The organism is Pandoraea oxalativorans, from assembly GCF_000972785.3.
In the GTDB taxonomy this organism is placed as follows: Bacteria; Pseudomonadota; Gammaproteobacteria; order Burkholderiales; family Burkholderiaceae; genus Pandoraea; species Pandoraea oxalativorans.
The window spans coordinates 3,559,643-3,581,771 of sequence record NZ_CP011253.3 but is presented as its reverse complement, the minus strand read 5'-3'; the positions used below and the strand labels follow the sequence as shown (position 1 = coordinate 3,581,771).

Below are 22,129 nucleotides of genomic sequence, written 5' to 3'. Positions count from 1 at the left end.
GTCCCGCGTCATGGCGCGTCACCTGCACGCGCCGATTTCCGGTAAATTCTATCCATCGATAAAAATAATAAGAAACGAATAATTCGACCGCTCAGCCACAAAATTTCCGATTAATGATCCGCTATCTCAAAACCTTCGTCACGGCAGCCGAAACCGCGTCGTTCTCCGCCGCAGGTGCGCGCCTCGGACTGACACAGTCGGCAGTCAGTGCGCAGATCCAGCGTTTGGAGGACGACCTTGGCGTGCAGCTCTTCGAGCGCACCGGGCGCGCCGTGTCGCTCTCCGACGATGGCCGCCGTCTGCTCTCGCAGGCGCAGGGCGTGATTGCGGGCTACCAGTCCATGCGCGGCGAGGCGAGCGCGTTTGGCGGTCAGGCGGCGCTCGCCCCGATCACCGTCGGTGCGATTCTGACCGTGCAGTTGGGGCTGCTGCCGGGCGCGGTGCAACGGTGGATGGCGCTCGGGGCCATGCCCCATCTGAACATCGTGCCGGGCATGTCGGTGCAACTGCTGGCTCAACTCGATGCCCGGGAACTGGATCTGGCCGTGATGATTCGTCCGCGCATCGGTGTGCCCGTCGACATGAAGTGGCTCACGCTGATGCACGAGCCGTATGTGGCCATTGCGCCGAAAGGCACGCGCGGGACCGTCGCCGACTGGAGCACGACGCTGCCGTTCGTGCGCTACAACCGGCGCTCATACGGCGGCGATCTCGTCGAGCGGTATCTGCGACGGCATCGGCTCTGGGTCCGCGAAGGCGTGGAGCTGGACGAACCGGAAGTCATCCTGCGCATGGTGCGCGCGGGGCTGGGCTGGGCCATCGTGCCCGCGACACTCATCGGTTTGCCGGTCGATGCCGATGTGGCGCGCACGGCGCCGAAGCCGGGCAAGTTGAGTAAGTTGGGCAGGTCGGGCAAGTCCGGCGGCATGGGCGTTCAGGTGCTGCCGCTGTCGGGCGCGCCGCTCACGCGAGAGCTTGGGGTTCTGGCGCGTCAATCGGCGCTCAAGCGCGCGCCGGTCAATGCCCTGATGAAATGCCTCAGCGAGGAGGCGACGTAGACGAACTCACCTTCGACATAGGCTTGCCACGGCTCGGGGCCACGGTTGCCACAACCGGCCAGCAGCGCGAGCACAGCGATGGCGGTAAGCGCTGTGGGCGTGGCAAGGGTCATCGCTCTGTCGCGCATGCGTGGGAGTGCCGACACGGCCCGCCTGGTGCGTTGCGGTGGTCCGTCGGACCTTATCGCAAAAGCGAGCCCTGCGGCAATCGGGGCGGGCCGTGTCCGGGCACTCAGGACCGGACCCACAACCGGGCAACGGCATGCGTGCGATGTGACTCTCTGTTATTGGGCGCACATGTCCGGTGGCGGGGGGATGCGCAAGACATAGCGGCGCAGCGCTCCGGACCCAATGCATGGGAGCTTGATTGAACATGTCTCACGACACGTTCGACGAATACGACTGGAAGCGATTCCTGAAACACATCGGCGAAGATCCGGAACGTTCCGGTTTGCATGAAACACCGGCGCGGGTGCAAAAGGCGTGGCGTCATTGGACGGCAGGTTACGGCCAGGATCCGGCCGAAGTGCTCAAGGTCTTCGAAGACGGGGCCGAGCAATACAACGAACTGATCGTGGTACGCGGCATTCCGGTGTACAGCCACTGCGAGCACCATCTCGCACCGTTCTTCGGCAAGGCGACCATCGGCTATCTGCCTAACGGCAAGATCGTCGGCCTGTCGAAGCTCACGCGTCTGGTCGATTGCTTTGCGCGTCGCCTGCAAGTACAGGAGCGCCTGACGACGCAGGTCGCCGAAGCCCTGATGACGCATCTTCAACCGAAGGCCGTCGGCGTCGTGGTGTCGTGCCGTCACATGTGCATGGAGAGCCGTGGCATTCGCACGGCAGGCGAAGAGACGGTGACCTCGTCGATGCTCGGCGAATTGCAGCCGAATCTGGCGCTGCGCACGGAATTCCTCGCGCTCGCTCGTGAGAAGTAATCGCGTGTAAGGCCGCGCCGGGCGAACGTCGTTCGCACAGTGTACGAGGAACGCCAGCGGAATGTCCCGCTGGCGTTTTTTTTGTCGTCTTGGCGAAGCGAGCGCCGAATCTGTGGCCGATCAGCGGCCGTATTGCGCGACGATGGTCGACCCGTTCAGCGTGTGACCGGCAAGCGCTACCGTCAGTCCGGCTGCGTCGAGGCGCGGCGGCAAGCTGCCCGGCGCAATGTCGGTCGCCGTCACCGTGATGATGTAGTGATGCGGCGTATCGCCCACTGGCGGGCACGCACCGCGATACGCTTCGGCGCCGGAAATGTTCTTGCCGACGGTGATGTTGTCCCCCGACTTGTTGCCTGCACCGGCTGCCAGCGACGTCACCGATGCCGGAACGTTGTAAGCGATCCAGTGGACCACGCCGCCGCCCTTGGCGCCGTCCGGGTCCGTCATCTTGATCACGACGCTGTGCGTGGCCTGCGGCAGATTCTTCCATTCGAGCGGCGGGCTGGTGTTCTTGCCGCCGCACTCGTTGGCGCCCGCGTATTGCGCAGGTAGCAAACCGCCGTCTTTAAATGCGCTGGACGAAACGCTCATGCCGTCTGCATGTGCGGTCTCGACCCCTCCGGCAAATCCTGCACATGCAAGAAGGCCGCAGAGGAGCGACGTAGTGCCAGTCATGCGTTTGACGCTTTTCGTGCGCGTTGCTTGCTGAGATGAAAGCCGATTCATAAGCGGGCTCCTATTTGGCCGTGGCGATGATGAGTTTGAACGGGAGTGCGAGGAGTGCGGTGCCTGCCACACCCACACACCATAACGCAATAAACCATCCCCAGCCGGTGAGGCGTTGTTGCCACGACGTGCGCACGTTCGGCAGCGTCGTCTGCGTTGCCGCCGTGGCCTCGCGTCGACGGCGCACGCCGGGCCGGACGAGATCAGTGATAGTGCGCATCGTGAGCCACCTTGCCGCGAAAGACCCAGTACGCCAGCATCGTGTAGGCGAGGATCACAGGAATGATGAAGGCCGCGCCCCACAGCGTGAACGACAGGCTGGAGTCGGGGGCTGCGGCGTCCCACAGCGTGATGCCCGGCAGAATCGCGTACGGGTAGGCGCTGACGAGCAGGCCGCTGTAGCCGAGAAACACCAGACCGATGGCGAGCCAGAACGGCGTGGCGTCGTGCGCGCGCTGCAATACGCGGCGCATCGCGAACGTCGCCCCCGCCACCACGAACGGCACCGGCAGACAGCGCCAGAACCATTCGCCGTCGAACCAGCGCTCGGCCACGAGTGGGACGCGCAGCGGTGTCCAGAGCGAGACGACCGCCATCGTGGCGACGAGCGCGAGCGTCAGCGGCCACGCGACCACGCGCACACGACGTTGCAGATCGCCCTCGGTCTTGCCGATCAGCCAGCACGCGCCGAGCAGGGCGTACGTCACGAGCAGGCCGAGACCGGTGAAGAGATTGAAGGCCGTCACCCAGGCGAAGGCGTCGCCTGCAAACTGGCCATTCTCGACAGAAATCCCCGACAGGTAAGCGCCGAGGGCTACGCCCTGAAAGAACGTTGCACCTGCCGAACCGCCGATGAACGCCAGATCCCACCATTGACGCGTGCGGCGCGACTTGCCGCGAATCTCGAACGCGACGCCACGGAAGATCAGGCACACGAGCATGAGCACGAGCGGCAGATAGAGTGCCGAGAGCAGCACCGAATAGACCATCGGGAACGCGGCGAGCAGCCCCGCGCCGCCGAGGACGAGCCACGTTTCGTTGCCGTCCCACACCGGGGCGACGGAGTTCATCATCGTGTCGCGCTCACGGGCGTCGGGGAAGAACGGAAAGAGAATGCCGATGCCGAGGTCGAAGCCGTCGAGCACGACGTAAAGAAACAGGCCGAGCGCAATGATGGCGGCCCAGGCTAAGGTCAGATCCATGAGAGTTCTCGCTTGGGTTGAGGGGCGGCGGGATGCGATGCGTCGTCGTTCGATTGCCCCGGCAGTACCGGCCCGCCGCGCAGAATCTTGAGCAGGTAGTAGACGCCGGTGCCGAACACGAGGAAGTAGGCGAGCACCAGCACCAGCAGCGAGACCTGCACCTGCTGCGCGCTCACAGGCGACATGGCGTGCGCTGTGCGCATCACACCGTAGACCACCCACGGCTGGCGTCCGGCTTCGGTCGTCACCCACCCGGCGAGCAGAGCGACGAAACCGGTCGGTGAAAGCAGCAACATCGCACGGGCGAAGTTGCGCGACGCGAACAACGTGCCGCGACGACGCAGCCACAGCGCTGCGAGCGCTGCACCGATCATCGCCAGACCGAGACCGACCATGATGCGGAAGCTCCAGAACACCAGCGGCACGTTGGGACGCTCGTCTTTCGGAAACTCCTTCAGGCCGCGCACTTCGCCGTCCCAGCTATGCGTGAGGATCAGGCTGCCCAGATGCGGGACTTCGAGCGCATAGCGTGTGGTCTCGGCCTCCATGTCGGGCCAGCCGAAAAGGTTGAGCGGCGTGCCCCCCGTCTTCGTCTCCCACAGACCTTCCATGGCGGCGAGTTTCGCGGGTTGGTGTTCGCGCGTGTTCAGGCCGTGAAGATCGCCCACGAATGCTTGCAGCGGCGCGAAGATCAGCAGAAGCCACATGGCCATCGAGAACATCGTCTTGACGGCAGGATCGCGGCGTCCGCGCAGCAGGTGCCATGCGCCGGTACCAGCCACGACAAGCGCGGCGACCACGAACGCGGCAATGCTCATGTGCGCGAGACGGTAGGGAAAGGAGGGGTTGAAGATCACGTCCCACCACGACAACACCACCACGCGACCATCGACGATTTCGTAGCCCTGCGGCGTTTGCATCCAGCTGTTCGACGCGAGAATCCAGAACGTCGAGATCAGCGTGCCGATGGCGACGCACAGCGTGGCCGCGAAGTGTGCGCGGGGGCTCACGCGGTTCCAGCCGAACAGCATGATGCCGAGGAAGCCCGCTTCGAGGAAGAACGCGGTCATGACCTCGTAGGTCAACAACGGCCCGGTGACGGCACCGGCGAAACTGGAGAAGCCCGACCAGTTCGTGCCGAACTGATAGGCCATCACCACGCCGGAGACGACGCCCATGCCGAAGCACACGGCAAACGCCTTCGACCAGAAGCGGCACAGATCCAGATAGTGCTGTTGACGGGTCTTGAGCCAAAGGCCTTCAAGGACCGCGATGAAACTCGCCAGACCGATGGAGACGGCGGGGAAAACGATGTGAAACGAGACCGTGAACGCGAATTGCAGGCGTGCGAGGTCGAGGGCATCCGGAACGGCAGTCATGTTGCGCTCTATGTATGCAATTAAACCTGTCTTGTATGGTGAAATTAACGAGATATCACCACTTGTTTGCATGCATATTAGGCGTTGCTGCGACGCAGCATGCGTGACAAGTCGTCACATGTGGCGCATTGCCACGGGATGCGATCCGTCAATGGTGCGATCTATTTGTATGTTTTTAAAGGCGTTTATGTCCGCAGGCGGTGCGGCGTCATGCCACAGGGCGACGCGCCTGCCGCGAACGCAGGCGCGTGCAGACGTTCAACTGAGCAGCCCGGCGCCGATATTGATCGACAGGCCGAGGACCGCCAGATTGAAGAAAAACGAGAGGATGGCTTGCGCGAGGGTAGCGCGTCGCATGCGGCGCGATTTCAGGGCGATGTCGGCGGTCTGCGATGCCACCGCGATGGTGAACGAGAAATACAGGAAGTCCCAGTAATCCGGATCGCAGTCCTTGTCGGGCCACGCGAGGGCGTACGGGGTTTCGGTATCGGTGAAGTAGAGACGCGCGTAGTGGAGTGTGTAGATCGTCGGCACGAGAAACCAGCCGCCGATAAGCGTGGCTGCTGCGAACAGCACATGCTCCGACGCGTGATGCGAGCCGCCTGCCTTGGCGCTCGCCAGCACATGGACGATGGCGGCCACACTCGCGATGGCCGACAGGCTGACCACCGAGAGCACGAGGGCGGCGCTCTGATCTTCCTGTTCGGCAAAGCGTTCGATGCTGCGCTTCGGGGCGGTGACCATCATGAACCAGATCATCGCCAGATAAGACCACGCGCCCGCATTCCAGCCGATCAGGATTCGGGTGACGGTGCTGAACTCGCCGCTCACCAACACTTGCACGAACAGCCCGGCGAGCACGCCGACGGCGATGGCGACGAGCAGTCGCGGGTGAAAGCGAACGAGATGCGGGAAAAGCTTCGTGTTCATGGGCGATGTCCGTACCGCAGCCGGGCGGGAATGCAAGCGAGTGCGACGATTATCGCCCACGCCGCACTGGCGCGGTATGGGGCCGCGCTTCGGCCCCGCCTGCTCAGCGTGACATCACCACCAGCACAAAGATCGCGTTATTGAGCATGTGCATGGCGATCGGCACGGCCAGGCCGTTGGTCTTTTTGGCGAGCCAGCCGGTGGTGAGGCCGAACATCACGAGGAACGGAAAGTGTTTGGCATCGAAGTGGACGCAGGCGAAGATCACCGCTTGCCAGAGGTTGGCGGCGATGAAGCTCATATGCCGGGTCAGGCCACCGAGCAGGCATCCCCTGAAAACGAATTCCTCGACGAGCGGCACGACGACGGCGACCAGCAGGAGCGCCAGACCCGTGCCGCCCAATTGCATCGCGCCTTTCACGACGGACTCGTTCCATGCCTGCAATTCGGTGTTGTGCATCGTCGTGTGATGCGCGAGGTACCAGGCGGCGAGCGTCGACACCGCGAGCAGCGCGGCAGGCCAGATGAACCAGCGCGCTTTCCACTCGCCGGAGCTCGTCCACTGACGTCGCCCCAGCCGCCACATCGTGCGCGACAGCAGCAGGACGACGATGCCGAGCGTCGCGAAGTGTGTCAGCGCCAGCTTGGGCAGCAGGGTGTCCATGACGGGGGCCGTGCCCGAATGTGTCTGCGTCGACTGGCTGACGACGAACGCGTGGAGGGCCCATGTGGTGAGACACAGCACTGCGAGTCCATACCACGCGTGCCGTAAGCCGATGCGTTCGAAGAGCGGCGGCGTCGGCCGCCCCTTGCGCGCGCGCACCGTGCCCACGTAATGCACCGGGAACATCAGCAGGCCGGGGAACAGCACGATGCAAAGGCCGACGCTCAGCAGCGTGAGCATCAACCCGGCGAAGGCGAAGCGCATTCCGGCGGCCGGGTCGATGCTCATCAGCACGGCGTACGACTGTGCCAGTGGCCAGCGGTTGCCCTTGTCGTATTCGAGCGACGACTGGATCGCAGCGGCGGCGGCCTTGCCGTCGCGCGCAGCGAGCGCGACCGAGAGTCGTAATGCACGGTTCTGCGCCGACTCCGGTGCATCGGGCTTCGTCTCGGCGAGCGTGCGCTGTGCGCTGGCCGCGTCACCGGCCTGAAGGAAGGCGCGAGCGCTGGTGTACGGATCGATCTTCAACCCGGCCGTTTGCATCCTCAACAGCAGATCGCGTGCCGTGGGGCCTGGCAGCACGTCGAGCGCAGTGTTGATGCGGCTGGTGGCTTGCCAGACGAACTTCGGTGTGGGGGCATCCATCAGCAGTCGTCGTGCTTCCGTCTTCTCGCCGGTGGTGGCGAGATGCCGCACGGCGGTGAGCAACACAGGGGTGTCGGGCGACAGTTCTGCCGCTTCTACGGCCTGAACACCGGCGTTGCGTTTGTCCTGAGTGCCTTGATACGCATTGGAGAGCGCAGCGTGCAGACGCGCGCGATACTCCGCTGGCCACTTCCTGGCTTTGGGCAGTAGTGCTTCGCCTTGCGCCACAGCGTCTTTGCCGTAGACGTTCTCCATCAGCGATACCGACACTTCCGGGTCGTCGGTGAATTTTTCCTTCAGATTCTGCAGACAGACCTTCAGGTTCGACTGCGCCTTCTCGGCCCATTGCAGATCTTCGGCCCACGCGTAATTGCGCATGAACTGGCAGCGTGCGAGCGCAAGTGCTACGTCGCCCTGCTGCGCACGGATGGCGGCGTCGAATGTGGCGACGATCTCCCGGTACTTGGCGTAAGAGGCGTCGTCGACACGTTGCATCATCCCTTGCTGATTGAGCAGCGGGTTGCTTGCCGGGGAGGCACCGGTGGCCGAAGACGCAGAGAAGGCGGGGGAGAGCGGCAGGAGGCCGAGTACCGCCAGCGTCAGACAAAGAAAGAAGCGAGACACGCGAGATTTCCCGGAATGTTGTTGTTCTTGCCGACCGCCGCAGCGCAAACAGTCAGGCTCAGTGGCTTAACGGTCGGATAGTGCCTGAACTGTAATGGACCGGCCATTCGGAAACGGTCACCCGTTTGTCCGAACACCTAGTCCGATCAGCAGGACGACGCACGCTAATGGTGCGCCGCCGCATCGCGATGCGGCATTGTGCCCGTTGCGATGTCATCCGCTGCGTTCGGGTTTTTCCATCCCATCGCTTGCGCGAACACGTTCAGTAACACCTTCGATATCCCTGAAAGCCCCGTCGCAAGGACCTTCGCGCCGATCTCCTTCGTACGCGACACCCACTTGGCACGCCACTTGCTAACGATTGCATAAGGCCAATGACGGCTGAGTGGAAGACAAGCGAATTTTCTGCACCGCATGCAGGGCCCCGCAAACGCGGGGTTTTCGGGGCAACGGCGTCCCGAAGCCACGCGTCCGTTCATGGATGCACGGCTTCGGGACGCCTTTTTTTCGGCACACGAACACGAGGCTATCCATGAGCACGCTCACGCAATCGTTGAAAAGTGGCAACTGGCGCGCGCTGGTTGCGTGTTTTCTCTACTTCGACACCGGTTTCACCGTCTGGGTGATGCTCGGCCCGCTGGCCCCGTTCATCGGCAAGGACATTGCGATGACGCCCGCGCAGACCGGTTTCCTCGTCGCGGTGCCGGTGCTGGGCGCAGCCATTCTGCGCGTCACGCTGGGCAATCTCTATCAAGCCTGTGACGGTCGCAAAATCGCATTGATGGGGCTGACGCTCTCGGCCATTCCGTCGGTCGTGCTGCTGTTGATGCCGGGCACCCCGTCGTACACGCTGTTGCTCGTGCTCGGCGTGTTCCTCGGTGTCGGCGGTGCAAGCTTCGCCGTGGCGCTGCCCATGGCAGGCAGCAACTATCCGCCGAAGGTGCAGGGGCTTGTGCTCGGTCTTGCGGCGGCGGGCAACGTCGGCGCAGTACTCGACGGTTTCATGTTCCCCGGGCTGGCCGAGCATTACGGCTGGGCACACGCGGCCGGTGCGGCGCTCCCGTTGCTGGCGCTCGCGGCGTTGGCGCTGGTGTTCTGGGCGAAGGATCAGGGCGTGAAGTCGGGCAGTGCGCCGCGCGCGTTCTCAAGCTTCTTCATCACCGTGTTCGGTCTCATAGCGCTGGTGCTGTGCGTGCACGCGGGCGCCTTCGGCGAAGGCAAGGCCGGGGTGCTGTTGCTGCCGGTGTTGGGCGCGCTGCTCGCCATCGCCGTGCTGCCGCGTCACTATCGCGGTGTGCTGGGCGAGCGCGACACGTGGGTCATCATGCTCGTCTACAGCATCACCTTCGGTGGCTTCGTGGGCATGTCGTCCTATGTCACGACGCTGCTGATTTCGCTCTACGGCATGCCGCGTCTGGAAGCGGGTCTGTTCATGTCGCTGCTCGCGTTCCTCGGTGCGCTGGTGCGTCCCATCGGCGGTCTGGTGGCCGACCGCATTTCCGGCGTGCGCGCGCTCGTGCTATTGCTCGCAGCGATCTCCGTCATCGACTTCGTGTTTGCCGCATGGATGCCGCCGCAAGGGGCGGGCATTGCGTTGCTGGTGCTGGTCTACCTGTGCTTCGGTCTCGGCAACGGTGCCACGTTCCAGCTCGTGCCGCAACGCTGGCAAGGCAAGACGGGCCTGATGTCGGGCATCATCGGTGCGGCGGGCGGTATCGGCGGCTTCTATCTGCCGGTCATCATGGGTATCGCCAAGGAATCGACGGGTAGCTATCAGATGGGGTTCGCCACCTTCGGTGCGCTGGCCGCGCTCGCGTTCTTGCTGGTTGTCGTGCTGCGCACGCACTGGATGTCGTGGGCGCTGCCCAAGGAGGTGCCCGGCGGTGCGGTCCTCGCGGGCGGTGTGGCGCACGTGGAGTAAGTGCGATTTGCTGATGAATCGCTTGCGGCCCGTCGATGCCTCGGCTCGACGGGCTGTTTTGTTTGCGCGCGCGGCTTCGCATAGACTGTCGGGCAACATCGTTTTCCCGCAGGAGTCGTCATGCGTCTGGGCGTTCCCAGCCTCTCGGCGTTGCAGGCCTTCGAGGCCAGCGCCCGTCACCAGAACTTCGCCACCGCGGCCCAAGAGCTTGCGCTCACGCACGGCGCCGTCTGCAAGCGGGTCGGGGAGTTGGAGAAGCATCTGGGCGTGCCGTTGTTCGAGCGGGTGAAGCAACGGCTCGTGCTCACCGCTGCCGGGGCCGAATACGCCAAACGCATTCGTGTGCATCTCGATCAGATTCGCCGCGATACGCTGGACGTCGTGCAGCAGGGGCGAGAGACCGAATTGGAAATCGCCGTCGGTGTGACGTTTGCCGCGCAGTGGCTCATTCCACGACTGGACGACTTCTACGCGAACACACGCGACGTGCGTCTGCATATTCTCGGGCGCGATCAGCCCGTCTTCTTCGACGACTCTGCGTTCGACGCCGCGATCTACTTCAGCACGCGCCTATGGCCCGGCATGCCCGGTACGGCGCTCGTCACCGACGATTCGCTCGTGCTGGTGGCTGCACCACGTCTGCTTGACGGGAGGGCGTCGTTGTCGCTCGAGCAGATTGCCGAGCACTCATGGATTTGCCCGCGCGACCTGCCGCGCGCGTGGGACGACTGGTTCGCCTCGCAAGGTCTGCAAGACGGTGCGAACGCTGCCGACATCAAGCCACAGCGCAGTGCGCAGCGCTACGACATGTTCGTGATGGCGATCAACGCAGCGGTGGCCGGGCTGGGCGTCGCCCTGCTGCCGCGCGTGTTAATCGAGCGCGAAATGGTGAGCGGCGCGTTGGTGCAAGCGCACGCGCACACACTCGCCAACCCACAGACCATCTACTTCTCCTATCCTGCGCAGCGTCGCGACTGGGCACCGTTGCGCCAGTTCGATGCGTGGCTACGCAACGCCGTCGACCGATATCTCGCCGAACGCCGGTAGACAGTCGTCTTCAACGTGCCGACATCAGGTCCGGGTGCTCGCGCAGCACCTGCTCGTAGAGGCCCTGATACCCGAGCCATGCGACGTAGTCCGAACCGAGCAGACGGAAGACCTCGCGGGCTTCGGCGTCGGAGAGGACTTCCAGCGGGCCGGCCGCTTCGGCGAGTAACTGCACTTGCGCGCAACGCTCCATCGCGAGAAAGCGATAGGCGGCGGCGTCGACCGACGAGCCGACCGTCAGCAAGCCATGATTGAGCAGTACCGCCGCGCGCTTGTGGCCCATCGACTGCGCGATGCGGCGTCCTTCGTCGGCACCGAGCACCAGCACGTCGCCGCGAAACAGCACGTGATCGTCGTAGAACAGACACGCTTCCTGATTGATGGGGGAGAGTTCGCGCGTGCGCGCAGAGAAGGCGCGCCCGTGCGTGGTGTGCGTGTGCGCGGCGGCCGTCACATGGGGCAGCGTGGCGTGGATCCCGGCGTGGATCGCCATGGCGGCGGCGTTGACCGGGCCTTCGCCGTGATGCAGGCCACCGGCCTCGTCGACGAGAATCAGGTCGTCCGGGTGGATCGACGAAAAGTGCTGTGCGTAGCGATTGACCCAGAAGCGGTCGTGGAACTCGGGGTCGCGCACGGTGATGTGCCCGGCGATACCTTCGGCCAGCCCGAAGCGCGCGAAGATGCGGAACGCGACCGCCAGCCGCAGCTTCCGGTCGACGCGCTCTTCTTCGACGCTTTCGAATACGCGGGGCTTTGGCAGTGGCGCGCCGAGCGGTGTGGGGATGGCGAAGGCGGCAAAGCTATTGTGCGGGGAATTCATGGGCGCTCCGTCGAAGGGGGACGCCGTGCCCGCTGTCGTCGGCGCGCCCCGAATGGCGTCGCGTCGCGGGGGCATCGGCTGACGGGGCATTGTCTCCGGACGTGCACGGCAACGTCCATCGACGAAAAGTCACTGGATATCGACTCGCCGCGCCATCGTGTGATTCAGGCCTCCTCTTGCTCACTCGCCCTGACGAAACAGGCCGTTGAGCGTTGCGCCGCTGGCCGCGCCGTCGAAGCCATCGAAGCGGCCTTCGGCCAGCGCCTGCGCCGCGTGCATGAAGCCGCCCCACGCCGAGCGGGCGAGCGCACCCCCCACGCTCACGCGTCGTACGCCGAGACTCGCCAGCGCCTGCAACGTGAAAGGCGACGTCGCACCGATCAGCATGTTGACGGGTTTGGGCGCGACTGCGGCCACCACGGCACGGATTTGGGCTTCGGACTGGATGCCCGGCGCATACAGGCAGTCCGCCCCCGCTTCGGCATAGGCTTGTAGCCGTCGGATGGCGTCGTCAAGATCGGGCACACCTGCAAAGAAGTTCTCTGCACGACCGACGAGCAAGGTATCGCCGCCGGTTTCGTCGATGGCGCGACGTGCGGCCTTCATGCGTGCGACCGCTTCGTCGAGCGGGAAGAGCGGTTCATTGGCGTCGCCCGTGGTGTCTTCGATGGACAAACCGGCTACGCCAGTCGCCACCGCCAGCTTGACGCTCTGCGCGACGTCGTCCGGCGTCTCGCCGAAGCCGCTTTCGAAGTCGGCATTCACCGGCAGGTCGGTGGCCTCGACCAGCATGCGCAGATGCGCCAGCACGAGCTCGCGCGTCACACCGTTGTCGGGGCGCGCGGTGGACCACGCAAAGCCCGAGCTGGTCGACGCAATGGCCTGGAATCCGGCGTGTTCGAGATAGCGCGCGCTGCCCGCGTCCCATGGGTTCGGGATCACAAAGCAGCCGGCAAGGTGAAGTTCGCGAAACGCGGCGCGTTTTTCGGCGGTGCTGCGTGGCATGGGATTGTCTCCTGAGGGCGGCACAGTCGATCGCTCGCTGCACACGGAATGCCCGATCATCGCGGTTTTATGACGGCCTCGCAAGACAGACAATGGCGAGTGAAACGCAAATGTCGACCGGCAGACGGTTTTCGTGGATGGGCGCCGTGCACGCCGTCAAAAGCCGGGGTAATGTCCGGTAACAACATTTTTGCGGCAATGCGGGAATAAGTGCGCTTCAACTGGCGTTATGCAATCATCTTTCAGTGCATTTTCAGGACGTCAAACGTGAATTCCTTGCCCCCCTCCATGTCATCCGCGCCGGCGCAAAAGCCTCGCATCGCCCTGTATGAAGACCCCAAGTACACACGCGTCGCCATGCTGCTGCATTGGGCGGTGGCGTTGCTGATGCTCGGTAACGTCGCGATCGGTCAGACGATTGCCTTGCTGCCGGACGCCACATTGGAGAAGATCGACGTACGTTTCTGGATCGATCTGCACAAGTCTGTCGGCATCACGGTGCTGGGTCTCGCGATCCTGCGCATTCTGTGGCGCGTGACGCACCGTCCGCCCGAACTCTCGCATGTCTTCGCGTCGTGGGAACGCGCTGCGGCGCATCTCGTGCACTGGCTGCTGTACGTGCTGATTTTCGCGATGCCGCTCTCGGGCTGGGCGCACGACTCGGCGTGGGTGGCGGCGTCGACACATCCGCTGGTGCTGTTCGGTGTCGTGCCGTTCCCGCGCATGGGCTTTCTGATGGCCATGAGCGACGCGAGCAAGGACTACTGGCACGAGGTGCTGGGCAACGTCCACACCTATTGCGCTTATCTGCTCTACGCGCTGCTGGCGTTGCACATTGGCGGTGCGCTCAAGCATCAGTGGATCGACCGCCACCCGGTCATCGGCCGGATGCTGCCGTGAGCGACGCAATGAACACCGACGTGAACCCGAACACAAGCCCCGACATCCAGACGGGCGTCGCGCAGCTCGATGCATTGCGAGAGCAGCATTCGCCACGCTTCACTTTGCCTCCGACGCCGCTCGCCAGTTGGCTCGTGCACACCGGCGTGGCCGTGCTGTGGTGCCTGCTTTTTGCACAGGCGTTTTTCCTCAAGGGTGTTTTCGCGTGGGGCACGGGCGTGGCGTATGTCGTCTACGATACCTTTTTGCTGACGTTCGTCTTCTGGCAGGCGTGGCGTCTGATGCGTCCCGATCCGGACGAGACGTTGGGCGGCGCTGCCGACGCCGTGTCGAAGCGTCTCACGCTCGGCGTGGTGGTCGCAGCGCACAACGAAGCGGCGGCGCTGCCGGTGACGCTGCGCGCGCTGATGGCCGGGCGCCGCGTGCCCGACGCCATCGTCATCGCCGACGACGGTTCGCACGACGGCACCGTCGCCTTGCTCACCAGCGAGTACGGTCTGGTGGACCCGGGTGTCGGCCGTCTGAGCGCACCCAGCACCCGCTATCCGAACCTGCGATGGCTGCGCGTGCCGCACGGCGGCAAGGCGAAGACGCTCAATGCGGCTCTCGTCGGCATGGAGACCGACATTGTGATGACGGTCGACGCCGACACATTGCTCGATGCCGGTGCGTGCGCCGCCATGCACGATGCCTTCGCCCGTCGCCCGCGTCTGGTGGCTGCCACCGGCGTGCTGACGCCAGTGTGTGGCGACACCATGAGCGCACGCGTCTTGCAGTTCTTCCAGACGTACGAGTACATCCGCAACTTTATCTCCCGCTTCGCTTGGACGCGTGCGGACGGGCTGTTGCTGATCTCCGGCGCGTTTGCGTGCTTGCGTCGCGACGCGGTGCTGGCCGTGGGCGGCTTCGATCCCGCGTGTCTGGTCGAGGACTACGAACTGATTCACCGTCTGCGCCGCTATTCGGTCGCGCATTCGCTCGACTGGGAAGTGCGCGTCGTGGGCGGCGCGCAGGCGATCACCGATGCGCCGGGCACGCTGACGAGCTTCCTGCGTCAACGCCGTCGGTGGTTCGCGGGCTTTCTCCAGACGCAGTACTGGTATCGCGATATGGTCGGCAACGGCCGCTACGGTAACCTCGGTCGCTGGATGTTGCCGGTCAAGGCGTTCGATACGCTCCAGCCGATCTACGGGCTGACGGCCTTTGCGCTGCTGGTGACGTTCGTCTGCGAAGGCCATTACGGCGTCGTGCTGCCGGTCTCCGGGATCATTCTGGGCAAGATCGTCATCGATCTAGGCTTTCATCTGTGGTCGGTGCATGCCTATCGCCGCTGGACCGGACACCGCACCGGCACGAGCCTCGGGCTGGCGTTCGTCGCCGCCGTGCTGGAGCCGTTTTCGTTCCAGTTGATGCGTCACACGGGCGCGGCGATGGGGTGGGGGCACTTCCTCACCGGGCGTCAGCGTTGGGGCGTTCAGGTGCGACGAGGTATCCTGTCGGGCGAGCGCGGGGCGGAGGTGTCCCGCGACAGATGATTTTCCGGCAGTTTCCTTTCCCTGATGATTCGATCTTCGACGTGGTTGGCGATGGTGTGCGCACTGGGCGGCGTGATGGGCTTGATGGGCGCGCTGGGGTGCAGCACACCTGCACCGAAGGCGTCCGGCCCTGATTACGCTGCGCAAGGCGGCGCGGCCGAGGTGCGTGGCGACTGGGACGGCGCGCGCCGGGCCTTCGGGCAGGCGGTGCTCGTGGCGGACCAGTCCGGTTGGCCGGCGTCGCAACGCGCGGCCATGCACTTCGACTACGGGCGCGCGCTGGGCGTGACCTGCTACTACGCCGAAGCGGAGCGCGAGCTTAGCCAGGCGTACGACCTCGATATCCTCACGGCGCGATACCGCTATCCGGCGCTGGTCGAACTGGCCCGTCTCGCGCTCGCGCAACGTCAGTTCGCGGCTTCCGCAAAATACTTCGGCCGGGCGCTCGGCATGCTCGACCGGTTGGAGGCGGCGCGCAAAGTGCCGTTCGCCTACGCCGAATTGCTCGACGATTATGCGCTGGCGTTAGGCGGTGCGGGCGGTGCGGGCGGTGCGGGCAGTCCGGGCGATGCGGAGGCGGCCACCCGCATCATCGACCGGGCGGCCAAAGTGCGCGCGAGCCTCGACGTCGACGCGCAAGCGCAGGCGACGACGCGCACGCCTTACGGCAAGCATTGCGGGCAACCGGCAGCACTGACAGCGGGGGCCCGATGAACCATCTGCGTGTGCCGCTCGCGAGTGTCGCCGAGTTCGATGAAATCATCGATGTCCGTACACCGCTCGAATTCGCCGACGACCATATCCCGGGCGCGATTAACGCGCCGGTGCTCAGCAACGAGGAGCGCGTCATCGTCGGCACGATGTACAAGCAGGTCTCGCCGTTCGACGCCTCGCGCGAAGGCGCGGCCATGGTCGCGCGCAACATCGCGAAGCATCTCGACACGCTATTTGCCGACCGGCCGCGCAACTGGCGGCCGCTCGTGTATTGCTGGCGTGGCGGCATGCGCTCGGGGGCCATGACCCTGATGATGAACATGATCGGCTGGCGCGCGCGTCAGCTCGAGGGCGGCTACAAGACCTACCGCACCGATGTCGTGGCGTCGTTGGCGGCGTTGCCGCCCACGCTCGACTACATCGTCCTTGCCGGTCACACGGGCAGCGGCAAGACGCGTCTGCTGCATGCGCTCGCGGACGCTGGCGCACAGACCCTCGATCTGGAAGGCCTCGCCGTGCATCGCGGATCGCTCCTCGGCGCAATGCCGGACGCCCCGCAGCCATCGCAGAAGTCGTTCGACACGTCGCTTGTCGGGGTACTGCGCGGCTTCGACGCGACGCGTCCGGTGTTCGTCGAAGCGGAAAGCCGCAGGATCGGACTCATCACCTTGCCCGATTCGCTGATGACGTCGATACGCGGCACGACGCGATGCGTGGAAGTGAATGTGAGCGTGGATGAGCGTGTCGAACTACTGACGCAGGAGTACGGCCACCTGCTGATGCGGCCGGCGCATTTCCGCGCGCAGTTGCTGCGCCTCGTCGAGTTGCATGGCAAGGCGGTGGTCGATCAATGGCTGACGTTGCTCGACAACGGGCAGCAGCGCGAGTTGTCCGAAGCGCTGATCACGCGCCATTACGACCCGGCCTACACGCGTAGCTCACGCAAGCTGCTGCAAGGGCTGGCGAAGGCGATACCGTTCGAATTCCATCCGACGGCACAAGACCTGCGCGTGCAAGCGCAGGCCTTGCTTGCGCTTACTTCACCGGCAGACAGATGCGGGTCTGAAGCTGCGCCGCAGGCGTCGAGCGGGGATCGTTGAGATACTGCTCGAACATCGGGAAGTCGGCTGGCTCCAGCCCGCTGGCGGGCAGCCACTGCGCGAACAGCCACTGATAAGGCTTGCTCATCTCGTTGTACGGCCCGGTGTACGTCAGCATGGCGCACCTGCCTGCGGGAATCTCGAAGCGCTCCAGATCGCCGCCGATCGTCGCATCGGCGGGCACCGACATGCCCGCGAGCGAGCGCAATTGGGCGACGGGGATCTGCTCCGGGTCGTCGAAGTAGACGCCGAAGCCGGTAGCGTCCGGGTGAGCGAGGCCCTGTGCAGCGGCGAGCATGAAGGCGCGCGTGAACACGGGGCCGATGCCCTGATAGTCGCCCTGGTGACGGAGTACGGCGAGGGTGGTGGCGGGAAACGATTCGACTGAGATCGGGTACATGGCGGGCTCCTGAGGATCGATGGGTCCGGAGCGGGCGTCGCGGTAGCGTCCCGGCGGGATGCCGAAGAACGCACCGAAGGCCCGGTTGAACGCAGCGTCCGACGCATAGCCGGCACGCGACGCCACAACGCGCATCGAGTCCTCAGAGCCCGACAGGGCGATCGCCGCACGGTGCATGCGAATGCGCTGCACCGAATTGTTCACCGTCTCACCGAGCAACGCGCGGTAGACACGATGAAAGTGGTACGGCGACAGACACGCCAGCTCGGCCAGATGGTGCAGGTCCGGGTCGTTTTCCGGATGGTCGGCCAGCCAGCGGAGCACAGGCTCCATGCGTTCGGCGTATCTCAGTCGGGTCTGGGGTTTCATTTGCGCTCCTTGGACGCCAATGTAGCCACAGGCGATTTGCCGATTTTGCGATTTTCTTCAGTCGTTGAACATCCCCTTGCGAATAATCGCGTGCACGCCCCAGTTGCCGTTGACGACCTGCGTCACCCCGAAATCGACGGACACCGAAAGAATCGTGGTGGCTTCGTCTTCGGTCAGGCGCTTGACCTGCATGAGAAAGCGACGCGCCTTGAGGAAGGCGTCGCGCAAGGCGCTGTCGAGCGTCGATTTCATATAGATCTGGCTCTGCGCTTTCTGCCCCAGCTCGGCCAGATGGTTGGGCGAACTGAAGCCGTGGATGATCCATTGCGTCGGCGTCTCGACCAGCGGATAGGTCAGATCGGCGTACGGTGCGTGTGCCTCGATGGCCGCCTTCTTGTGCAGCACCAGTTGAATGTTGCCCGTGAGCGAGCATTCGATGGCGGTGCCACCGAGTTCGGCGTCGCCCTGCGAGGCGTGCGGGTCGCCAATGGAGAGCAGTGCGCCCGGCACCGCGACTTTCAGAAAGACGCTCGCACCGCGCGTCACGCGCCAGTTATCGAGGTTGCCCGCGTAGCTCGACGGCGGAATCGAATCGATCAGACCGTCCTGCGCAGGCGCGACGGCCATCACGCCGAAGTGCGGGCGCAGCGGAATCTCGACGTTCTTCAGCGTCCGGAAATTCTTGGTGATACGGGTGTGATCGACCGGCACGCCGGGATAGTCGATAGTCGGATGAACCACGCCGAAGGGGTCTTGTTGCGGCGTCCAGCGAAAGCTGTAGATGGCGCGGGCTACATCGGTGCCTTCTTCCGCATCGTCACGGTGGTCATGGCAATCGATCTCGAACACCGTCACGACTTCTCGCTCGCGCGGCAACGTGAGCATGTCCTGATAGTGAAAGCCCCACCACGTCGATGCGTGGCTGCCGAACGCCTTGCCCGCGAACTCGGGATTCGCGCTCGGTCGGGGAAGCAGATCGAGAATGCGGACTTCGAGTACGTCGCCCGGCATGGCGTCTTCAATGGCGATGGGGCCGGTACAGATATGCACGCCGAAGCCTTCGCCCGCGCCGCGTCCGTAGACGGAGGCGTCCATCGGTCCCGCGCCGCGCCGGTCCACGTTCTTCTGCGTCGCCGTCCAGTGAAACACACTCTCCGCGCCCGGATCGCCCCGAATCATGCGTTCCCAGTCGTCGGTCGCATGCTGCGTCAGCGTTTCGACGGTCACGGTGTCGCCCGAGGCGACGGTGAGCACTGGCGCAAGATCGTGACTGAGATACCCCCAATGCACCGAGTCGCGCGTCGCGCGCAGATAGTGGTGCTGTCCGGCGTCATGCGGCAGCGGGGGACGAGCGGCGCTGCCGGGCGTCGCGTCGTGTTCCGTGAGGGCCATCGCCGCGGTCGGACCGATGTTCGTTCGATGCGCCAGCCCGGCAGGCACGTCGGGGTGTCCGCGCGAGATGCGCGCCCGTTCCGGCAGCGCACGGGAACGCAGTGCCTGATCGCGGCTGGCCTTGGGCGATAGGCCGAACCGCTCGCGAAATGCCTGACTGAAGTAAGACGGATCGTTGAAGCCCCAGCGGTAGCAGATGTCCGACACCGACAACTGGTCGTACGCCGGATTCTGCAAGTCCGCGTGACAACGCTGCAAACGACTGTTGCGCAGGTAGGACGAGAAGCTCTGACCCGCGTCTTCGAATAGCTTGCGCAGATAGCGATCCGATACATGTTCGTCTTTTGCGATGGCGCACAGCGACAGATCCGGCTCGGCCAGACGTGCCTGAATGCGGTGACAGATGCGCGTGAACACGATGCCGCGCGAGCTCGAGAGATGGGGTGCTGCCTGCGGCTTGGCCGCCGCGAGCGCCGAGGCAAGACATTCGAGAATCACATTCTCGATGGGTTCGAGCGCGTGCGGGTCGGCATCTTGCATCGCGTCGAGTTGCATGGCGAGTCCGCCGAGCAGCGCGCCGAACAGACGCGACACGCTGTCGGGCAACTTGCACGTCTGCACCGGCGGCGCGCTGCCCAGTCGCGGTGCGATCAGCGTTTGACGCACGTGTACCGAGATCAGTCGGAACGGCGTGCGGGCGATGAGGTCGGCGCTCTGCGCGCCCGGAATGCACGCGATGTCGCCAGCGGCCAGCGTCTCGCCATCGAGTGCGCCCGCGCTGGCCAATGTCATCTGCCCGTCGAGCAGCATGACGAGCAGAAAGCCGCGCTCACCGCCTGCGCGTGCCGATACGGTTTGCGGCGTGGACGAGATCACCGAGAGTTCGATACCGGCGGGCGTGCGATGCGTAAGCAACGTGCCGTGCAGCGGTTCTCCGGCCGGTGGTGGACGAAAGTGCAGACGGGCGTCGAGCAGGCGCGCCTGCCATGCCGGCCCGCGCTGGTCCTGGGCATAGGATTCCGTTGAGAAATGCGCACGATCCACGTCCTGCCTCCATCAGAAATGACAACGACGACACCCCGTCGCAGCGCATGTCGACGCGCGGCGACGGGGCGAACGTCAATAGTGCAAGGGCGTCAGCCAAAGTGCAACTGCCCGCGCATCGCCGCCACGAAGGCGAAGCCGATGAACGTGCCGACAATGGCGAAGATGCCGCCGAGGACGTTAGGGGCCGGAATCGGCGCGCGTACGCCGGTGTAAAGCACTCCGGTCACGAGTCCGACGGCGGCCGCCTGCAACTCCGTCGCGCCAAGCGTGATTTCTACCATGACAACCTCCTCAGGAGCGGCCGGACGAGTTAGCAGGACGGGTGTTCAGCGCCGTGCCGAGACTTCGGCGGGCGGACGTCCGAACGTGACTGAGCGACGCCACAGATTCACGATCAGATAGCCGAGGTACGTGAAGATGATGGCGAAGATGCCGCCGAGCACATTCGGGGCGGGAATCGGCAGGTTGAGCCACGAGTACAGTGTGCCCGTGACCAGACCGACGATCAGGGCGACAAGCTCGTTGCGCCCGACATAGACGTATTGCATGGAAGCGTCTCCCGATGAAGAGACAACATGAAATGCCGGGCACGGCACGGCGCCCCCTTGACTACCGGGCGCACCGGGCAGGCAGCCGGAGCGCTCAGGCCTTGGACGACTTGGGCGGGAACATGCCGCGCGGCATGGTGCAGTGCACCCCTTGCGTGCCGTCGACGACCTGCGTTACGCCGAAATCGGCCGCCACGCTCATGAGCGAGTAGGCGTCGTCGCGCGAGAGGCCCTGTTGCTCGGTGAGCAGCTTGATCATGTCGCGTGCGGCGTTCTTGCCCGCTTCGTCCAGATCCTGATGGAAGCCGTGAACGATCCAGCAGTCGGGCGTCTCCAGCAGCGGCGACGGGAATTCGAAGTCCTTGCGCAGCACCACCTGGAACAGCACGTTGAGCGACGCCTCGATGGCCGTGCCGCTGATTTCGCCGTCGCCCTGCGAGATGTGCGGGTCGCCGATGGAGAAGAGGCCACCGTCGACCTGCACCTTGTAGTACATGGTCGCCCCGGCACCGATACGCCAGTTGTCGATGTTGCCGCCATGCAGCCCCGGCTCGACCGTACTCACGCGGCCTTGCGCGTCGGGCGCGACACCCGCCGTGCCGAGGTGGGGACGTACGGGCACCCGCACACCGGCGAGCGCAGGCTGCTTGCAGCATTCGCGATGGTCCACAACCTTGCCCGGCGTGGTCAGCTTGCCCGGATAGTCGAACGCGAACAGGGCGTGCGCGGTGTTCGAACTGTTGTCGAGTTCGTAGATGGTCACACGCTCCTTCTGGAAGTCGTCGTAGAGCTGCCCCCAGTGTGCGGCGACGTTCGCGCCGAAGCGAAAGCGCGGAATCATCTGCAGATAGCGCACTTCGAGCATGTCGCCCGGCTTCGCGCCTTCCACGTAGATCGGGCCGGTCATGATGTGCACGCCCGGGTTGCGGTCTTCGTGGGGAATCTTGTCGTAGATGGCGCGTACGGCGTCGTCCATCATCAGGTCGGGCGCGTCGCCCGCATGATGGGTGACCGCTTCGGCGCGAATGAAATCGCCGCTCTTGATGGTCAGGGCGGGGGGGTGCGTCGCGTTGAAGTAGCCCCAGTGCACCGTGTCGGGCCGTGCGGGGAGGTCGTGAAGCATGCCATGTCTCCTAGAGTTTTTGTCTGACTGCCCGCAAACA

General features: G+C 64.5%; 21 protein-coding genes. 8 read left to right on the top strand and 13 right to left on the bottom strand.

What is annotated here, in order from left to right; all coding sequences use genetic code 11:
* The first annotated feature begins 113 nt into the window (after positions 1 to 113).
* A complete protein-coding gene (locus MB84_RS15790) occupies positions 114 to 1,058 on the top strand; it encodes a LysR family transcriptional regulator (protein WP_046292459.1) in 945 nt (314 codons plus the stop codon).
* A 373-nt stretch (positions 1,059 to 1,431) separates the two neighbouring features.
* Positions 1,432 to 1,998, top strand: coding sequence for a GTP cyclohydrolase I FolE (gene folE / locus MB84_RS15785; protein ID WP_046292458.1), 567 nt, complete (start codon positions 1,432 to 1,434; stop codon positions 1,996 to 1,998).
* A 120-nt stretch (positions 1,999 to 2,118) separates the two neighbouring features.
* Here the strand turns inward: folE and MB84_RS15780 are convergent, their stop codons facing one another.
* The 6 genes from MB84_RS15780 to MB84_RS15760 all read right to left on the bottom strand — a co-directional run bounded on the left by MB84_RS15780 (position 2,119) and on the right by MB84_RS15760 (position 8,168).
* Positions 2,119 to 2,589 carry a YbhB/YbcL family Raf kinase inhibitor-like protein gene (locus MB84_RS15780; protein ID WP_245725385.1) on the bottom strand — a complete coding sequence of 157 codons (471 nt, stop codon included), beginning with the start codon at positions 2,587 to 2,589 and terminating at the stop codon, positions 2,119 to 2,121.
* Positions 2,590 to 2,734: 145 nt separating this feature from the next.
* On the bottom strand, positions 2,735 to 2,944 hold the full coding sequence (locus tag MB84_RS29945) for a hypothetical protein (RefSeq protein WP_052653456.1): 210 nt from the start codon (positions 2,942 to 2,944) through the stop codon (positions 2,735 to 2,737).
* A complete protein-coding gene (gene cydB, locus MB84_RS15775; protein ID WP_046292456.1) occupies positions 2,928 to 3,926 on the bottom strand; it encodes a cytochrome d ubiquinol oxidase subunit II in 999 nt (332 codons plus the stop codon). The genes MB84_RS29945 and cydB overlap by 17 nt, the downstream gene beginning before the upstream one ends.
* A complete protein-coding gene (locus tag MB84_RS15770; RefSeq protein WP_046292455.1) occupies positions 3,917 to 5,305 on the bottom strand; it encodes a cytochrome ubiquinol oxidase subunit I in 1,389 nt (462 codons plus the stop codon). Before MB84_RS15770 ends, cydB begins: the two co-directional genes overlap by 10 nt.
* Positions 5,306 to 5,563: 258 nt before the next feature.
* Complete coding sequence (locus tag MB84_RS15765; protein ID WP_046292454.1) at positions 5,564 to 6,235, bottom strand: DUF1345 domain-containing protein; 672 nt, start codon at positions 6,233 to 6,235, stop codon at positions 5,564 to 5,566.
* A gap of 103 nt (positions 6,236 to 6,338) precedes the next feature.
* Positions 6,339 to 8,168, bottom strand: a complete 1,830-nt coding sequence (locus tag MB84_RS15760; RefSeq protein WP_052653453.1) for a CPBP family intramembrane glutamic endopeptidase — start codon at positions 8,166 to 8,168, stop codon at positions 6,339 to 6,341.
* Positions 8,169 to 8,700: 532 nt separating this feature from the next.
* Between MB84_RS15760 and MB84_RS15755 the strand changes: the two genes are divergently transcribed.
* Both MB84_RS15755 and MB84_RS15750 read left to right on the top strand, forming a co-directional pair.
* A complete protein-coding gene (locus tag MB84_RS15755; protein ID WP_046292452.1) occupies positions 8,701 to 10,089 on the top strand; it encodes an MFS transporter in 1,389 nt (462 codons plus the stop codon).
* Between the two features lie 120 nt (positions 10,090 to 10,209).
* A complete protein-coding gene (locus MB84_RS15750) occupies positions 10,210 to 11,136 on the top strand; it encodes a LysR substrate-binding domain-containing protein (protein ID WP_046292451.1) in 927 nt (308 codons plus the stop codon).
* Between the two features lie 10 nt (positions 11,137 to 11,146).
* Here the strand turns inward: MB84_RS15750 and MB84_RS15745 are convergent, their stop codons facing one another.
* Together MB84_RS15745 and MB84_RS15740 are read right to left on the bottom strand one after the other, a co-directional pair.
* Complete coding sequence (locus tag MB84_RS15745) at positions 11,147 to 11,956, bottom strand: class II aldolase/adducin family protein (protein WP_046293879.1); 810 nt, start codon at positions 11,954 to 11,956, stop codon at positions 11,147 to 11,149.
* 180 nt (positions 11,957 to 12,136) lie between these two features.
* Positions 12,137 to 12,961, bottom strand: coding sequence for an isocitrate lyase/PEP mutase family protein (locus tag MB84_RS15740; RefSeq protein ID WP_046292450.1), 825 nt, complete (start codon positions 12,959 to 12,961; stop codon positions 12,137 to 12,139).
* 288 nt (positions 12,962 to 13,249) lie between these two features.
* Between MB84_RS15740 and MB84_RS15735 the strand changes: the two genes are divergently transcribed.
* From MB84_RS15735 to mnmH, 4 genes are read left to right on the top strand one after another with little or no spacing between them, the layout of a single operon-like run.
* Entirely contained in the window at positions 13,250 to 13,861 is a 612-nt protein-coding gene (locus tag MB84_RS15735) for a cytochrome b (protein ID WP_046292449.1), read from the top strand.
* Positions 13,862 to 13,869: 8 nt separating this feature from the next.
* A complete protein-coding gene (locus MB84_RS15730) occupies positions 13,870 to 15,396 on the top strand; it encodes a glycosyltransferase family 2 protein (RefSeq protein ID WP_084009822.1) in 1,527 nt (508 codons plus the stop codon).
* Positions 15,397 to 15,420: 24 nt separating this feature from the next.
* On the top strand, positions 15,421 to 16,110 hold the full coding sequence (locus MB84_RS15725; protein WP_052653451.1) for a hypothetical protein: 690 nt from the start codon (positions 15,421 to 15,423) through the stop codon (positions 16,108 to 16,110).
* Complete coding sequence (gene mnmH / locus MB84_RS15720) at positions 16,107 to 17,210, top strand: tRNA 2-selenouridine(34) synthase MnmH (protein WP_046292448.1); 1,104 nt, start codon at positions 16,107 to 16,109, stop codon at positions 17,208 to 17,210. The genes MB84_RS15725 and mnmH overlap by 4 nt, the downstream gene beginning before the upstream one ends.
* Here mnmH and MB84_RS15715 read toward each other — a convergent pair.
* The 5 genes from MB84_RS15715 to MB84_RS15695 all read right to left on the bottom strand — a co-directional run bounded on the left by MB84_RS15715 (position 17,146) and on the right by MB84_RS15695 (position 22,089).
* Positions 17,146 to 17,979, bottom strand: coding sequence for an AraC family transcriptional regulator (locus MB84_RS15715; RefSeq protein ID WP_046292447.1), 834 nt, complete (start codon positions 17,977 to 17,979; stop codon positions 17,146 to 17,148). The genes mnmH and MB84_RS15715 overlap by 65 nt on opposite strands.
* Before the next feature lie 57 nt (positions 17,980 to 18,036).
* Positions 18,037 to 20,415 carry an acetamidase/formamidase family protein gene (locus MB84_RS15710; protein WP_046292446.1) on the bottom strand — a complete coding sequence of 793 codons (2,379 nt, stop codon included), beginning with the start codon at positions 20,413 to 20,415 and terminating at the stop codon, positions 18,037 to 18,039.
* Positions 20,416 to 20,507: 92 nt separating this feature from the next.
* A complete protein-coding gene (locus MB84_RS15705) occupies positions 20,508 to 20,699 on the bottom strand; it encodes a DUF1427 family protein (protein ID WP_046292445.1) in 192 nt (63 codons plus the stop codon).
* A gap of 45 nt (positions 20,700 to 20,744) precedes the next feature.
* The gene (locus tag MB84_RS15700) at positions 20,745 to 20,966 is read right to left on the bottom strand and encodes a XapX domain-containing protein (protein WP_046292444.1); all 222 of its coding nucleotides are present in this window, start codon (positions 20,964 to 20,966) and stop codon (positions 20,745 to 20,747) included.
* A gap of 94 nt (positions 20,967 to 21,060) precedes the next feature.
* Positions 21,061 to 22,089, bottom strand: coding sequence for an acetamidase/formamidase family protein (locus MB84_RS15695; RefSeq protein ID WP_046292443.1), 1,029 nt, complete (start codon positions 22,087 to 22,089; stop codon positions 21,061 to 21,063).
* Positions 22,090 to 22,129 lie beyond the last annotated feature (40 nt).